Origin of the sequence: Clostridium vincentii, from assembly GCF_002995745.1 — a bacterium.
Taxonomy (GTDB): domain Bacteria; phylum Bacillota; class Clostridia; order Clostridiales; family Clostridiaceae; genus Clostridium; species Clostridium vincentii.
Genome location: NZ_PVXQ01000009.1, coordinates 47,695 through 64,066 on the forward strand (window position 1 = coordinate 47,695; position 16,372 = coordinate 64,066).

Here is a 16,372-nt window from a genome sequence, read left to right on the forward strand (position 1 = left end):
TTACATTCTTTCAACAATAATAGCAGTTCCCATTCCGCCACCAATGCATAAAGTAGCTAAACCAATTTTAGAATCTCTCTTCTTCATTTCATAAAGTAATGTAGTTAAGATTCTTGCACCTGACGCTCCAACCGGATGTCCTAATGCAATAGCACCACCATTAACATTTACTTTTTCCATGTCAAAGTTAAGATCCTTAGCAACAGCTAAACTTTGAGCAGCAAATGCTTCATTTGCTTCAATTAAGTCAAGATCTTCAACTTTTAAATTAGCAATTTCTAAAGCTTTCTTTGTAGCATAAAATGGTCCGTATCCCATTATAGCAGGATCTAATCCCTTTGAACCATAAGATACTATTTTAGCAAGTGGTTTAAGACCAAGTGCAGCAGCTTTTTCAGCACTCATAATTACAAATGCAGAAGCTCCATCATTAATTCCTGATGAATTACCAGCTGTAACAGTTCCGTTATCTTTTGAGAAAGCTGGTCTAAGTTTACCTAAAGATGCAGCAGTTGTTCCGAATCTTGGGAATTCATCAGTATCAAATACCTTTGGTTCTCCCTTTCTTTGAGGAATAACAACTGGAACTATCTCGTCCTTAAATCTTCCATCTTTTATAGCTTTTTCAGCTTTTTGTTGAGAATTTGCTGAGAATGCATCTTGCTCTTCTCTAGTAAGATTCCATTTCTTAGCTATATTTTCTGCAGTAACTCCCATGTGATAATCATTGAATGCATCCCATAGAGCATCTTTGATCATTGTATCAACTATTTTTTTATCTCCCATTCTTTGTCCCCATCTTGCTTCGTCTAATACATAAGGAGCTCTTGACATATTTTCAGTTCCACCAGCTATTACTACATCAGCATCTCCTGCTTTTATAATTTGTGCTGCTAATGCAACTGCTCTTAATCCTGATCCACATACTTTATTTATTGTTAAAGCAGGAACTTCATCTGGTAAACCTGCCTTTAAAGTTGCTTGTCTAGCTACATTTTGGCCAAGACCCGCTTGAATAACATTTCCAAATATAACTTCTTCTACTGATTCCGGTTTAATTCCAGCTCTATTTATTGCTTCCTTAATTACTAGTGCACCTAAATCTACTGCTGAAACATCCTTAAGTGATCCACCAAATGTACCAAGTGCTGTTCTTACTGCACTTACAATAACTACTTCTCTCATTAATAACATCCTCCTAAATTACAAACATATGAAATTCATGTTCGTTAAATAATTAACATAATCTAATTATACCATTATTTTCGTTTTTTACAATATGGTTTTGCTAAAATCCAGACAAATTACCTCTTAAATTCTTCTACAGGCTTTTGACTTAAGTCAAAATACTTTAATATTGCATCCGCAATTCTTTCCGAAGCTTTGCCATCTCCATACGGATTAACTGATTTGCTCATTTTTTCATAGGCTAGCTTATCTTGCAATAAACTATTAGCTTCCTCTACAATTTTATTTACATCTGTACCTACTAGTTTAACAGTTCCATAAGCAATAGCTTCAGGTCTTTCCGTAACATCCCTAAGCACTAAAACAGGTTTTCCTAAATGAGGAGCTTCCTCTTGCAATCCACCTGAATCAGTCATTACCATAAATGATTTGTTCATTAAATTATGAGTTTCCTGAGTATCTAAAGGTGCTAGCAAATGAATTCTATCATTTCCACCTAATCTTTTAAAGACAACATCCTTTACTATAGGGTTCAAATGTACAAGATATACTAATTCTACATCATTATTTTCTTCTACAATCCTATTTAAAGCAGTGCAAATATTATCTATTCCTTCTCCCCAATTTTCTCTTCTGTGGGCAGTTATCATAATAACCTTTTTATTTTTAAAATTTATTTTATTTAATTCTTCATTTTCAAAAACATAGTCTTTTTTGACTGTATGAAGCATAGCATCAATTACCGTATTTCCTGTTATATAAATATCATCTTCCTTTACTCCCTCTCTTAGTAAATTTTCCTTTGACCCTTTAGTAGGTGCAAAATGTATATCTGCCAAGGATCCAGTAAGCTTTCTATTCATTTCTTCTGGAAAGGGAAAATACTTATCAAAGGTTCTAAGTCCTGCTTCAACATGTCCAACTTTAATTTGCTGATAAAAGGCTGCTAATGCACCTCCAAAGGTTGTTGTTGTGTCTCCATGTACAAGCACCATATCTGGTTTTTCTTCTCTAAATACTTCGTCTAAACCTTCTAATACCCTATTAGTTATTCCAGTTAAAGTTTGTTTACTCTTCATTATATTTAAATCATAATCAGGTTTTATATCAAAATACTCTAACACTTGATCAAGCATCTCTCTATGCTGTGCTGTAACACAAACTTTAGATTCAATTCCTTCTCTTTTCTCTAATTCCTTAATTAATGGTGCAAGTTTAATAGCTTCTGGTCTAGTCCCAAATATTGTTATTATTTTCTTTTTCAAAATATTTCCTCCAATACTATCCATATATATAATTTTAAATATGTATTTTAATATCCTATACTAGAATCTAATGAATCATCATCTTCTATCCATTCAATTACATTTATTACCCTATAATCATTTTTTGTATCTCTTATTATTACTTTCTCTATTCCAGAATTTATTATAAGTCTTTTACACATAACGCAGGAATTTGAATCTTTTATAATTTCATTTGTTTTTGCTTCTCTCCCAACTAAGTATAATGTGCCGCCTAACATATCCTTACGTGATGCACTAATTATAGCATTAGCTTCTGCATGAACTGAGCGGCATAATTCATATTGAGTACCCCTTGGAACATTAAGCTTATCTCTTTTACAAAACCCTAGCTCATCACAATTTTTTCGGCCTCTTGGTGCCCCTGTATATCCTGTAGAAATAATTTCGTCATTTTTTGCTATAATTGCTCCATAATTTCTCCTTAAACATGTACCTCTTTCTAATACAGTTTCAGCTATGTCTAAATAATAATTCGTTTTATCTCTTCTTTTCATAAAACTCCTCCAATATATTATGTGCTATATTCCCCTTTATTATATACTTATGGCACATATCTTCCAATGATTTTTTATCTTTTCATATACATAATGTATTTTTTACATTTTTATAATTGTACAAATATTATATTTACTATAATAAACGTCAAGGGCTGCTAAAAAACAGAAATTTAATCTCTATCTCTCAACAGCCCCTTTTTTCAATATAATGAAATTATTTAATTACTTAGTTCCAAACAACCTATCTCCAGCGTCTCCTAATCCAGGAACAATATATCCTTTTTCATTAAGTTTTTCATCAATAGCGGCAATGTATATATCCACATCTGGATGTGCTTCTTGTATTGCTTTTACGCCTTCAGGCGACCCGATTAAGCATGCAAGTTTTAAACTCTTTGCTCCCCTTGCTTTAAGCAAATCCAAAGCATCTATAGCTGATCCTCCTGTGGCTAACATAGGATCTACAACTATTACTTCTCTTTCTGCAATATCCTCCGGAAGCTTACAAAAGTATTCTACTGGTTTTAAAGTTTCTTCATCTCTATACATTCCAATATGTCCAACCTTCGCAGCTGGTATTAAATTAAGCATACCATCAACCATCCCAAGTCCAGCTCTTAATATTGGCACTATAGCAAGTTTCTTCCCTGAAAGCCTCTTACAGGTAGCTTTGCATATTGGAGTTTCTATTTCCACATCCTCCATAGGTAAATCTCTTGTTACCTCATATGCTAAAAGCATAGCAACTTCACTAACAAGATTTCTAAAATCTTTTGCGCCTGTATCCTTAGACCTTATAAAAGAAAGTTTATGTTGTACTAATGGGTGATTTACTTCAACTACCTTACTCATTTTTATATCCTCCAATTATTTGTTGTATTTTGCTTCTATAGCAGTTATTTTATCTATTCTTCTTGTATGTCTGTCTCCTTCAAATGTAGAGTTTAAAAAAGTCTTTACTATATCACTGGCAAGTCCTGCTCCTACAACTCTTTGTCCCATAGTTAATATATTAGCATCATTATGTTCTCTTGAGGCATGAGCACTAAAAGTATCTGAACATAACGCCGCTCTTATCCCTGGAACTTTATTTGCAGCTATCCCTATGCCAATTCCGGTTCCGCATATTAAAATACCAAATTCAAATTCTTTTCTAGCTACAGCCTCAGCAACCTCTATTGCGATGTCAGCATAATCACAAGATGCTGTAGAGTAAGTTCCAAAATCTTTCACCTCATATCCACAAGATTTTATATATGTATGTATTTCTTCCTTTAATTCAAACCCGCCATGATCTGCGCCCAAAGCTATTTTCATAAATCAAACCTCCATCTATTTAAATTTTCAACTTTCAACTTTCAATTATATCATACCCAGCTGCTTTCTTAAGCCTATTCATAATAGCTATTCCCACTCCTTTTTCTTCAAAAGCTTCAGCTATTATTATATCTACTCCAATATCATCGAAACTCCTTAATGATTCGAATAAATTATGAGCGACCTCATCTAAATCTAAGATGCTTCCAAGAACTTTAATTTGACCTTCTTTGTATTTCATGCTATTTTCTTTAGAAGCTAACACTCCTACCTTTTTCCCATGGCTTATATAATAGTGTACCATTTCATTGATTTTTTCAATAGTTTTTTCTCTATTTCCAGAAACAATAACAACCTTAGCTTTTGGTGCATAGTGCTTATATTTCATTCCTGGAGCCTTCGGCTTAAAATCCGATGTAGGTTTTTTCATTAATCCTATGTCTAATTCAATTTTATTATCAACTCTTTTTAAATCCTCAATGGTAATGGCACCAGGTCTTAAAACAATAGGAGGATCTACGGTACAATCTACTATAGTTGATTCTACTCCAACCCTGCTTTTTTCACCACCTAAAATATAATCAACTTTTCCTAAAAGGTCTTCTATGCATCTCTCTACGTCTGTAGGGCTAGGTCTCCCACTTATATTAGCAGAAGGAGCTGCAATAGGCGTTTCAGCAAATTCTATTAATTTTAAGGCTATCTCACCTTCCGGCATCCTTATTCCTACACTTTTTAATTTTGCACTAGTTACATCTGGTACTATATCTTTCTTATTTAAGATAATAGTAAGAGGTCCTGGCCAAAATTTATTTATAAGCTTCTGCGCCACATTAGGAACCTCTTCAACTAAACTGCTTATATCCTTAGATGCAACATGTAATATTAGGGGATTATCTTGAGGTCTTCCCTTTGCCTTAAATATTTTCTTAACAGCTTCCTCATTCAATGCATCTGATCCTAACCCATATACTGTTTCGGTTGGGAATACTACAGTACCACCATTCTTTATTATGTTTGCAGCTTCCTTTATATATTCAATATCCTTATGTAGATTTTTAACTATGGCTATTTTTGTCTCCAAATTTCATTCCTTCCTTCTTTAAACCAATGTTTGACCTCTTGCTATTTTTATATTTTGTATTCCTTCTTCGGTATACTCAGCCTTCACACAATTTCTGTATATTGTATCCAATATCATATATTTCTTAAGCCCACCCCTCTTTATTATTTGATAGTAATAAAGAGATTCGGGATTAACCTCTTTTATCTTCATATACTCCTTCGAAACTAAAAAATATTTTTTTAAAAAATTGTTTCCTATTAATTTGAGACTGTTGTTTTTAAAATTTACAGAAGTTATTAGAATTATCTCCATATTTTCTTCCATATTTTCTGTATGAACTAATACTACCTTATCACAAAAAATCAAGTTTTCCTTTGAAAGTAGTCCACTATTAATTTTCAATTTATTATTACTATAAAAAAACTTAAGTCTACTATAATTAGCTTTATTCAAAATAGCAATTGCTATTAATATCTCCATAAACAATAGATAACTTACATAAAAAAAAGTAGTTAGTCCTGTTAAATATACCGCTAATGGAATTGTTATTTCTAGGATTATCATCATTATATAAAATCTTTTTAAATGTTTTTTTTCACGTTTTAATGCCTTATATATATCCAAACTAACTACTCCTCTTCTCTCTTTTTCATAAATAAAGCCTTACATTAAAAATGCAAGGCTCCAAGCTATTATTTTACTCTTGAGTATTTCCCATTTTTTTCATTTTTTCAGCTTGATCAGCTGTAATAAGAGCATTTAGAATATCATCTATTTCTCCATCTAAATAAGAATCTAACTTATATATAGTTATCCCTATTCTATGGTCAGTTACTCTTCCTTGTGGATAGTTGTAAGTTCTAATTCTTTCACTTCTGTCCCCATTACCAATTTGACTTCGTCTGTCATCTGCAATCCCTTCACTTCTTTCCGCTTCTGCAATTTCAAAAAGTCTTGATTTTAAAACCTTAAGAGCTCTTTCCTTGTTTTTAAGTTGAGATTTTTCATCTTGACATGAAACAACAAGTCCCGTTGGCAAATGAGTCATTCTTACAGCTGAATCTGTAGTATTAACGCATTGTCCACCATTACCAGATGCTCTGAAAACATCGATTTTTAAATCTTTATCACTTATTTCAATTTCAACATCATCTACTTCCGGAAGAACTGCTACCGTTGCTGTAGATGTATGAATTCTACCACTTGATTCAGTATCTGGAACTCTTTGAACTCTATGAACTCCACTTTCATACTTCAACTTAGAATAAGCTCCCTTACCCTTAATCATAAATACAACTTCTTTGAACCCACCGATATCAGTTTCATTTGAACTTACTAACTCTACAGTCCATCTATTATTTTCTGCATATCTTGTATACATTCTAAATAAGTTTGAAGCAAACAAGGCTGCTTCTTCTCCTCCTGCTCCTGCTCTGATTTCAACAAAAACGTTCTTATCATCGTTAGGATCCTTTGGAAGTAAAAGAATTTGTATTTCATCTTTTAATTCTTCATTCCTAGTTGTCAGTGCAGCAACTTCTTCTTGCATCATTTCCTTCATTTCTCTATCTGTTTCCTCAAAAAGCATTTCTTTATTTGCTTTAAGATCTTCTACAACATCTCTATATTCTTTATAAACATTTACTATTATCTCTAAATCTGATTGCTCCTTACATAGCTTTCTCCACTCATTCTGGTTTGCTATAATAGTTGGATCACTAATTTTCACAGATAACTCATCGTATTTATTTTCTATAAAAGCCAATTTATCTAATAACATCTTATCACTCCGTACTTCTTTTTTTCATATTTTATTATTATATCATAGACTATTTGTTATAATCAATAAGAAAACTTTCCATAAACAACTCTATCAAGGCCTGACAAATCTTTTATCACTTTCACTTCTTGATATCCATTGTCTTCCATGAGGTTTTTCACAGTTTCTCCTTGATCATAGCCTATCTCAAATGAAAGTATTCCTTCCTTAATTAAGACCTTTTTACTCTGATCTACTATTTTTCTATAAAACAAAAGTCCATCCTCTCCGCCACTTAAGGCAGATCTTGGTTCATAGTTCTTTACATCCTGCATAAGGCTATCTATCTCCTCTTCCCTTATATAAGGAGGATTAGATACAATTACATTATACTTCTTTTCTTCATTAATAGGAACTTCAAGCAAGTCACTCTTAATATAATTAACTCTATCTTCCACGTGGTTCCGTGCAGTATTTTTCTTTGTAACCTTCTCAGGCACAGCATAAAAGTCAATGCACTCGACTCTAATATTTTTTTTATAATGAGCCAAGGCTATTCCTATTGCGCCACTTCCGCAACACAAGTCACAAACTTCTAAATCTTCATTCTCAGGAATCATTTTTAAAACCTGTTCCACTAAAACCTCAGTATCACTTCTTGGAATTAAAACGCCTTCTTCTAAAAAGAAATCCAACCCCATAAAATCTCCTTCTCCAAGGATATATTTTATAGGCATTTTAGCTTTTCTTTTTTTTATAAGAGCTAGATACTGTTTTTTATTCTTATTTGAAACTTTTTCTTCTTTATTTGTTATTATGTAAATTTTATTCTTATCTAATACCTTACCTAATAATAATTGAGCGTCTAGCCTTGCACTATCTATTTTAACTTCATTAAGTGTCTTTGCTCCAATATTTATTAATTCCACTATTGTCATTTCCTCTTCTTCAAGACCCTCCGCTGCTAATAAAGCGGCTATAGCAACTTCAATATGTTCATTGTCCGGTTCTTTAGTAGTTAATCTTTGAAGTTGCAACCCCGGATATGCAATAGCTTTAGCTATCTTACTCTCGCTTTTGCCTAACCATTTTATAATTTCATAGGTAATACCAGATACAACAGGTATTAAGATAATTCTTATTAAAAGCCTTTCAAAAAAGCCTCCCCACCCAGTGAATGATATTATAAATACACTAACAAGCATTATCAGAAACAAAAAATTAGTTCCACATCTAGGATGAAATCTTGAAAACTTTTTAACATTTTCAACAGTTAATCTTTCTTCTGCTTCATAACAAAAAATTGTCTTATGCTCCGCTCCATGATATTGAAAAACCCTATATATATCATCTAGTACACTTATTCCATATATATATGTAACTAATATAATCATTCTTATAAACGCTTCAATTAAATTTAATCCTACCGCTGATAATTCAAATCTTTTAAAAAGCGACGCTACTCCCGTTGGTATACCAACAAATAATCCTATGGAAACTATTAGAGCCAAAATCATAGTAAAACCCATAATTACATCATTAGATTTCTCTCCAAACTTTTTTCTAAGCCAAGTTTCAAACTTTGATGACTCTGTATCTTCAAAAAAAGATGATGAATAATTTAAAGCACTCATTCCAATTTTTAAGGAATCAATTAATACAAATATTCCTCTTAGAAATGGTATATTTAATATTGTATATCTCTTTGTAATAGGCACAACATTTCCACATTTTATAGATATCTCTCCATCTTCGCGTCTAACAGCTGTCGCAAGACCCTTTGTGCCTCTCATCATTACTCCTTCTATAACAGCTTGCCCTCCAACATCACTTTTTTTCATACTTCACCTCTTCGCTATGATTTTTTATCCTTATATTTAAAATAACATTTACCACATAATGATTCATATTCGACATCATTTACATTATCAATTGCTATTTGATCTCCTTTAAAAACAAATTTTCCATTAATTATTCTTGCATTAACCACTGCTTTATTACCACATTTACAAATAGTCTTCATTTCTTCTATACTATGTGCGATTAATAACAGCCTTGTGCTTCCTTCAAATCCTTCCATAAGAAAATCCGTTCTAAGTCCATAACATATCACAGGGATATCTAATTTAACTGCTATTTCAAATAATTGATCTATTTGAATTGCTTCCATAAATTGAACTTCGTCAATTAACATACAATGTATTTCGCTGTAACCTAACATTTGTTCTTCTATTTTATTAAATATATTATCGCCCTTTTCTATTAACATATCCACATTTCTATTAACTCCAAGCCTAGAAAAAAGTCTGTCCCCCCCTTTTTTATCTGTAGCTGGTTTTAAAATAACTACTTTCATTCCTCTCTCTTCATAGTTATAAGCCACCTGCATTAAATGAGTGGATTTTCCTGAATTCATTGCACCATATCTAAAATATAATTTGCTCATATTTTATGTATCTCCTTTAAGCACGTCATTACCAATAATTATAACATTATATGACTATATTAAAAAGTTTTTTATTTTCCTATTTATTGACTGAATATAGGTGCTATGATATAATTTAGTAGTTATATTTAGCTAGCTATAATTTTATAGCTAGATCAAAAGAGGTGAAATAGATGAAAGAAGGCATACATCCAGAATACAACCACGAATCAGTGGTTAAGTGTGCATGTGGAAATACTTTTACAACCGGTTCTGTTAAAGATGAACTTAAAGTAGAAATATGCTCTAAATGCCATCCATTCTTCACTGGTAAGCAAAAGATCATGGATATCGGCGGTAGAATTGATAAGTTCAATAAGAGATTCAATCTTAACCAAGATAGTAAGTAAGAAATTTAGGGAAAGACCATGTCTTTCCCTTTTCTTTGTTTTATTTTTGTAAATTTTTAGATTTTTAATATAAATAATGATAAAATATATTTAGACTTATTTAAAATAGAAGTGAGTGGATTGAATGAAAAAAGTTTTAATATTGACAACATCTACAGGACAAGGTCATAACCAAGCTGCCAATTCATTAGTTGAAGTTTTTACTGAATATGGATTTAATTGCATTAAGCATGACTTCTTGGCTAATAACAATAAGGTATTAAATGATCTTGTTGTGTGGGGATACGAAATATCAGCTTCAAGATTTCCTAGTATATATGGATGGTTTTATGAATTTACAGACAGTGCATATATTAATAAATTAAATTCTTTACTATTTGCTAATGCGACTAGAAAATTATCTAAGCTTATTAAAAAGGAAAAACCTGAACTAATTATCGGAACTCATCCTTTCATTGTGAATATAATAAGCAATTTAAAGAAAAGAGGACTGAAAACTCCTTTTATATCTGTTACTACAGATTTTAAAGCGCATTATACTTATGTTAATCCATTAGTTGATGCATATATAACAGGTAGCCTGTATACTAAAAACTCTTTAATAGACAGAGGTATTAAGGAAGATTTAATATATCCAATAGGAATCCCTATTAGAGCAAGTTTTTTTTGTAAGAATATTATTATTCCCGAACTTAAATATAAGGATAAAGATTATTTTAATCTTCTTCTAATGAGTGGAAGTATGGGACTTAAGAATATATCCTATGTTTTAGATGAATTATTAACAAATACTCATAAACTTAGAATTACTGTAGTCTGTGGTTCAAATGAGCAGCTTTTAAAATCCTTACAAAAAAAAGCTGAACAAACATATCGTGATAAAAAGCTTCATATAGTTGGTTTTTCTAATGATATAGCATCCTTTATGGAGTATTCAGATATATTAATTTCAAAACCCGGTGGACTTACAGTTACAGAAGCAATAGTTAAGGATCTTCCTTTAATAATTCCTTTTGTAATTCCTGGTCAAGAAATGGATAACACCGACTTTTTAACTTCTAATGGTTACGCTTATTATGTTAAAGATTTTAAATCTATTAATTCTGTAGTCGATAAACTTATTGATAACCCTAAATATTTAATAGAAATGAAAGATAAGCTCCATATATTAGCTTCATCATACTCATTAAAATCAGTTATAGATATTGCAAATAACTTAATAAAAAATAGCTAGTTTTACAACTAGCTATTTTTTTATTACCTCTTTGATATATTATTTTTTTCAAAGGTTGCAATAAATTCTTTATTATTTTTTGTTTTAGACAACATATTCGTTAAATTTCCAGTTATGCTTTCTATATTACCATCTCTATACATAGTATTTCTAATTGTAGAAGATACATCTTTTTCTTCTTGAGAAAGTAATAATTCTTCCTTTCTTGTTCCAGACTTATATATATCAATAGCTGGGAATATTCTTCTTTCTTGAAGTTTTCTATCTAAGTGAACTTCCATATTTCCAGTTCCCTTAAACTCTTCAAAAATCATATCATCCATTCTTGACCCTGTATCTACTAAAGCAGTTGCTAATATTGTTAAGCTTCCACCATTCTCGATATTTCTAGCTGCTCCAAAGAATTTTTTAGGCATTATTAATGCAGCAGGATCTAATCCTCCTGATAAAGTTCTTCCTGATGGAGTAACTGTTAAATTATACGCTCGTGCTAGCCTAGTTAAACTATCTAGTAATATAACAACATCGCGCCCTTGCTCAACTATTCTCTTAGCTCTCTCCAGGACTATTCGAGAAACTTTAGCATGATTTTGTGGTTCCTCATCAAAAGTTGAGTATATTACTTCTCCATTTATACTTCTTTGCATATCTGTTACTTCTTCTGGCCTTTCATCAATTAAAAGTACAATTAATACTACATCTGGATAGTTTGTAGTAATACTTTGCGCAACTTTTTTTAATAAAGTTGTCTTACCGGCTTTAGGTGGTGCAACTATTATGCCTCTTTGCCCCTTTCCTATAGGACAAATTATATCCATAAGTCTTGAAGATATATCTAAAGAATTATTAGTTTCAAGTCTTAATATTTCTTCTGGATAAATAGGAACTAAAGATTCAAATGGTTTTCTTCTTGTTGCTTTATCAGGGCTCTCTCCATTAACCATTTCAACAAAAAGTAAGGCTTTAAATTTTTCCATTTCCTTTGCTTCTCTTACTTTTCCAACTACTTCATCTCCTGTTTTGAGATTAAATCGTCTTATTTGTGATGGAGAAACATATATATCATCACTACTAGTTAAATAATTTTTACATCTTAAAAATCCAAAATTATTATTTTCAAGCATTTCTAATATTCCCCTGGTACTATTCGACTCATTTATCAAAGCTTTTAATTCTTCTTTTTTTTCTACAGCTCTTACTTCCATAGTTTTTATTTCTGTAGATCGCACTTCTGTATTTTCTTTATTAATGCTTTGAATTTTAGGAGCTATTTTTTCTTTAAGGTATACTCCATCCTTTTCAAGACTATTTTCTTTAATCTTCAAAACTTCCTCTACTAAATCACTTTTCTTAAACTTAGAAATATTTTTAACACCTAAGTCCTTAGCAATATTTTTAAGCGCTACTAAGGTCATGCCTTCATATTGTTCCTTTGTCAAAATGACACCTCCAAAAACTTTAATATTTAAAATACTATGAAAATATAATTGAATTCATTTGAAATGAAAATAGATATGTATTCATAACTCTACAAATAATTATAACGATTATTGCCTATTTTAACAAGTTTTCTTCAATTTCAAAAAATTTTTCTCTAAATTCTGTATTAATCAATAACTTATCTTCAGCTCTTTTTATATTACATAAGATGCTCTTTTTGCTTTTATAATTTAATACATCCATTATATTATCCTTATCCATGCACTTATATTTCTTTAATAATAATAATAACAGATATCTCTTTTCTTTATCCTTTAAAAGTTGAATGAAATTATTTTCATCCATACCATAATACAACGAAATTCCTCTTAATATATTTATATACCTGTCCTTATAATTCATTCTACACACCACCTTAGGGAAAACCCTTTGGCTTAAGTATAGACTTAAACTATATTTTATAAACATAGCTATAATTATAATTAAAGATTAATAGTAACTTTTTATCTAGTTTAACTTATTGCGTTTTGAGTTTTTATTTTCAAAGATAAATTAGTATCAACAGAAACATCTCCTGCAATGGTCATTGAATAATCAATTTCCAACTTCCCACCATCTTCATTCATATCAACGGATAATCCTTTTGTGTATATACCAAGTTCTAATAACCCATAAGGAGTTTGATACATCGCTACAGAAGGCTCCTTCTGATTAAATCGCATCTTTGTATTTGTAGTTCCTTCTCTTTCCAAAACCACTTCTTTATCATTTATAGTTAAGGTTGTAGTAGTCCCCTTCATACCAGATATTTCTGTTTCTTCATATACAGCTTTATATCCATTATCTAATTTTATAAATTTTCCTGGAGAAACTACTTCTATAGCATCCTCCATCTCATCTAACATTGCATTACTTACTATACTTATAATTGCTTTTTTGTCCATAAGTCCTCCTCGCTATTTGTCTTGAATTAAAATTTCAGCTATTTCTTCATCTGTTGATGGCTTTACATCTATTATATCCTTAATTTCAGTTCCGAATATTCCAAATTTCAATGTAACTAAATCTTCATCCTTGCCTTTACTATATCTAGCTATTATTTTTGCTGCTAGAATTTTATCTTCATCATTCACTTTCCCATGTATTAATCCCATTGACCCTAAATGACTTGATGGTAAAAATACTATATCCTCTTTAGTAAGTAACTTTTTAAGTATTTCTCCTTCTTCCTCATTTCTTGAAACAATTATTTTAGTTCCATCAATAGTTAAGAAATGTCTCCCATATCTTAACAATGTTATTTCATTTTTTGTTAAGTCACCTTTTCTAACTAAAGCCTCTTTTAATCTTATAGAATAATTAGGCTCTGTCAATCTACATCCACTTGCTGGTGAAGGATAATCTGTAATTCCCATTTCTTTTGCTAACTGAATTTGAGGTTTTCTATTTCTTCCAGAAAAACCTAAAAGCTTATCTCTATCAACTAGTCCTGTTAGCTCCATTTCAGTTGGTTCTAGGTTCAAGGCACAAAGTGGTCTTAAAATTTTATCTCCGAATCCAGATTCACTTCTTACTATATTTAAAGCTTGCTTATTTTGAGACATAGGTCTTTGATTCAACACCTCGCCTGTAATAATAAAATCTGCATTAAACTTTTTTAAAAGTTCCCCTGAATATCTCATCATCATTGCATGGCAATCTACACATGGGTTCATATTTTTTCCCCATCCATACTTAGGTTTCTTTACCATCTCAAAGTGGTCTTCTGAAAAATCAATTACTTCGAGCTGTATTCCTATTTGCTTACACATTTTTTTTGCATTTTCTTCTCCAAAGAAATATGATTTGAAACATATCCCGATTACTTCTATACCAATATCTTTTATCAGCTTAGCTGCTAAAGTGCTATCTAATCCACCTGATATCATGGCTAATGCTCTAGTCATAAATTGTCCTCCTAAAACTAATATTATAACTTATAGTTTATGATTAATATTAATTTTTATCAAGAGGTAATTTTTTTATTGTGCCTAAGAACGATTTAATCAAAAATATTCTTAAAGATCTCTACAATTTTAAATTTTACCTTCGGGGCCTCATCTTCTGCATCTTCTTTTTTGCTCATTTCAATTTTTTCAGTTTCTTTACTTTGCTCAATCTGTTCATCTAGCTGATTCTCACTTTCCTGTTCTTGAACTTGTCCTTTAGTTACATCAATAAAACATAATGGGGGGAACATTACACACCACCAATTTTTACCTTCTCCATTTCCTATAATCACTCTAAAAGCTTCGTATTCCCCTTGAGGTAATATTATATTACCATAGGCCTTTTCTGGAAAGTTCTCTCTAGAAAGCTCCGTTTTCACAGAATATCCATATCCATTTTCTTTAATTACTTTCAAAGCTAGTCCTTCAACTTCAACCTCTTTAGAAATAATTATATTTCTAGATTCCTCTAGTGAACTACTTTCCTTTAAATATGGATACATATATTCTATAACCTTATCTCTTACCTTTAATTTTAAATTCTGATCCTCTTCAGTATCACTATTTGCTATAACGTGAAATCTAATTAATACATCCTCTACATCTTCATAATTATAAGTTTTTCCAGCATCAATGTTTAGAGTGCTTGTACACCCTCCAAAGATACTTGTACAAATACAAAGTAACAACAGTCTTACAATAATTCTTTTCATAAAAAAACCCCCTTATAGAATAAATTATTTCCACAAAGAGATTTTCTATTCACTAAAAATTAAATTGTTCTAGTTAAAAATACATCATTATATTTCTTTTTCATTTCATCATAGCATTTTTGAGCTAATTGCATATCATCAAACAATCCAAATACCGTAGGCCCGCTACCGCTCATCATTGATCCCAATGCCCCTTTAGAAATCATAATTTCCTTGATACTATAAATACTTTTATGTTTTCTTAGAGTTACATTTTCCAATAAATTTTTCATATTATTTGCTACATAATACAAGTCATTTACTTTCATTTTACTAATTAATTCTTTTGTATTTGGATGAACTTTAGCCTTATTTATATCAAAACCCTTATACACTTCTCTTGTAGATACTCCAAAAGGAGGCTTAACTAAAACTACAATATGATTTTGAAAAGAATCTAAAACTGTAATTCCTTCTCCTATTCCTTCACAGAGGGCTGTCCCACCTTTTATACAATAAGGGACATCTGCGCCTAACGTTATTCCTAGGCTCATTAGCTCTTCTTCTGAAGCATTGATTTTGAAAAGCTTGTTCATAATTTTCAGGACTGCAGCACAATCCGAACTTCCACCTGCAAGCCCTGCGGCTACTGGTATATTCTTTACTATATTAATTGATACTCCAGAATTTATATTATATTTTTCAATAAATATTTCTGCTGCCTTATATGCTAAATTTCTCCTATCTGTAGGAATAAAATGTTTATCACACTTTATTTCTATTCCTTCTTTTATAATTTCAATTTCTATCTCATCATAAAGTTCTATACTTTGCATTATCATTTCTAATAGATGATACCCATCTTCCCGTTTCCCAACTATATCTAAGGAAATATTAATTTTCCCGTAGGCTTTCCCCTTCATAAAATTCTTCCTTTCAATTATTAATTTAGGCATATGAAAGAAAATAACATACCAAAGATGTGATGTGTATTTTGTGTTATTTTTTTATTATGCCTTATATCTTTACTTATAATTTTATCATAGGAA

Annotated in this window: 18 protein-coding genes; 2 read left to right on the plus strand and 16 right to left on the minus strand. The window is 31.0% G+C overall.

Translation table 11 applies throughout. The annotated features are described in order from the left end of the window. From CLVI_RS05940 to CLVI_RS05985, 10 genes are all read right to left on the minus strand, one after another. Positions 1-1,185 carry an acetyl-CoA C-acetyltransferase gene (locus CLVI_RS05940; protein ID WP_106059195.1) on the minus strand — a complete coding sequence of 395 codons (1,185 nt, stop codon included), beginning with the start codon at positions 1,183-1,185 and terminating at the stop codon, positions 1-3. Positions 1,186-1,304: 119 nt separating this feature from the next. Continuing rightward, the gene (gene wecB, locus CLVI_RS05945) at positions 1,305-2,456 is read right to left on the minus strand and encodes a non-hydrolyzing UDP-N-acetylglucosamine 2-epimerase (protein ID WP_106059244.1); all 1,152 of its coding nucleotides are present in this window, start codon (positions 2,454-2,456) and stop codon (positions 1,305-1,307) included. A gap of 44 nt (positions 2,457-2,500) precedes the next feature. Beyond that, positions 2,501-2,989, minus strand: coding sequence for a deoxycytidylate deaminase (locus tag CLVI_RS05950; protein WP_106059196.1), 489 nt, complete (start codon positions 2,987-2,989; stop codon positions 2,501-2,503). Positions 2,990-3,214: 225 nt separating this feature from the next. After that, on the minus strand, positions 3,215-3,844 hold the full coding sequence (upp, locus tag CLVI_RS05955; protein ID WP_106059197.1) for a uracil phosphoribosyltransferase: 630 nt from the start codon (positions 3,842-3,844) through the stop codon (positions 3,215-3,217). Positions 3,845-3,859: 15 nt separating this feature from the next. Beyond that, positions 3,860-4,309, minus strand: a complete 450-nt coding sequence (rpiB, locus tag CLVI_RS05960; RefSeq protein ID WP_106059198.1) for a ribose 5-phosphate isomerase B — start codon at positions 4,307-4,309, stop codon at positions 3,860-3,862. 34 nt (positions 4,310-4,343) lie between these two features. Next, positions 4,344-5,393, minus strand: a complete 1,050-nt coding sequence (locus tag CLVI_RS05965; protein WP_106059199.1) for an L-threonylcarbamoyladenylate synthase — start codon at positions 5,391-5,393, stop codon at positions 4,344-4,346. 18 nt (positions 5,394-5,411) lie between these two features. Beyond that, positions 5,412-5,999: a hypothetical protein gene (locus CLVI_RS05970; protein ID WP_106059200.1), complete on the minus strand. Its 588-nt coding sequence runs from the start codon at positions 5,997-5,999 to the stop codon at positions 5,412-5,414. 73 nt (positions 6,000-6,072) lie between these two features. Then, complete coding sequence (gene prfA / locus CLVI_RS05975) at positions 6,073-7,155, minus strand: peptide chain release factor 1 (RefSeq protein ID WP_106059201.1); 1,083 nt, start codon at positions 7,153-7,155, stop codon at positions 6,073-6,075. A 62-nt stretch (positions 7,156-7,217) separates the two neighbouring features. After that, positions 7,218-8,975 (minus strand): peptide chain release factor N(5)-glutamine methyltransferase, encoded by a 1,758-nt coding sequence (prmC, locus tag CLVI_RS05980; protein WP_106059202.1) that lies wholly within the window; start codon positions 8,973-8,975, stop codon positions 7,218-7,220. A gap of 14 nt (positions 8,976-8,989) precedes the next feature. Then, on the minus strand, positions 8,990-9,580 hold the full coding sequence (locus CLVI_RS05985) for a thymidine kinase (protein WP_106059203.1): 591 nt from the start codon (positions 9,578-9,580) through the stop codon (positions 8,990-8,992). 173 nt (positions 9,581-9,753) lie between these two features. Here CLVI_RS05985 and rpmE point away from each other — a divergent pair, with 173 nt between their 5' ends. Then, positions 9,754-9,969, plus strand: coding sequence for a 50S ribosomal protein L31 (gene rpmE / locus CLVI_RS05990; protein WP_106059204.1), 216 nt, complete (start codon positions 9,754-9,756; stop codon positions 9,967-9,969). A 124-nt stretch (positions 9,970-10,093) separates the two neighbouring features. Next, complete coding sequence (locus tag CLVI_RS05995; RefSeq protein WP_106059205.1) at positions 10,094-11,203, plus strand: MGDG synthase family glycosyltransferase; 1,110 nt, start codon at positions 10,094-10,096, stop codon at positions 11,201-11,203. Between the two features lie 23 nt (positions 11,204-11,226). Here CLVI_RS05995 and rho read toward each other — a convergent pair whose 3' ends face one another. The 6 genes from rho to ispE form a co-directional block, all read right to left on the minus strand. Then, complete coding sequence (rho, locus tag CLVI_RS06000) at positions 11,227-12,642, minus strand: transcription termination factor Rho (RefSeq protein ID WP_106059206.1); 1,416 nt, start codon at positions 12,640-12,642, stop codon at positions 11,227-11,229. 115 nt (positions 12,643-12,757) lie between these two features. Next, on the minus strand, positions 12,758-13,045 hold the full coding sequence (locus CLVI_RS06005; RefSeq protein ID WP_106059207.1) for a hypothetical protein: 288 nt from the start codon (positions 13,043-13,045) through the stop codon (positions 12,758-12,760). Positions 13,046-13,155: 110 nt separating this feature from the next. After that, the gene (locus CLVI_RS06010; protein ID WP_106059208.1) at positions 13,156-13,587 is read right to left on the minus strand and encodes a YwiB family protein; all 432 of its coding nucleotides are present in this window, start codon (positions 13,585-13,587) and stop codon (positions 13,156-13,158) included. Positions 13,588-13,599: 12 nt separating this feature from the next. Further along, positions 13,600-14,589: a tRNA 4-thiouridine(8) synthase ThiI gene (locus tag CLVI_RS06015; protein WP_106059209.1), complete on the minus strand. Its 990-nt coding sequence runs from the start codon at positions 14,587-14,589 to the stop codon at positions 13,600-13,602. A 95-nt stretch (positions 14,590-14,684) separates the two neighbouring features. Further along, the gene (gene spoIIR / locus CLVI_RS06020) at positions 14,685-15,344 is read right to left on the minus strand and encodes a stage II sporulation protein R (protein WP_106059210.1); all 660 of its coding nucleotides are present in this window, start codon (positions 15,342-15,344) and stop codon (positions 14,685-14,687) included. 59 nt (positions 15,345-15,403) lie between these two features. After that, positions 15,404-16,246, minus strand: coding sequence for a 4-(cytidine 5'-diphospho)-2-C-methyl-D-erythritol kinase (gene ispE, locus CLVI_RS06025; protein ID WP_106059211.1), 843 nt, complete (start codon positions 16,244-16,246; stop codon positions 15,404-15,406). Positions 16,247-16,372: the final 126 nt, after the last annotated feature.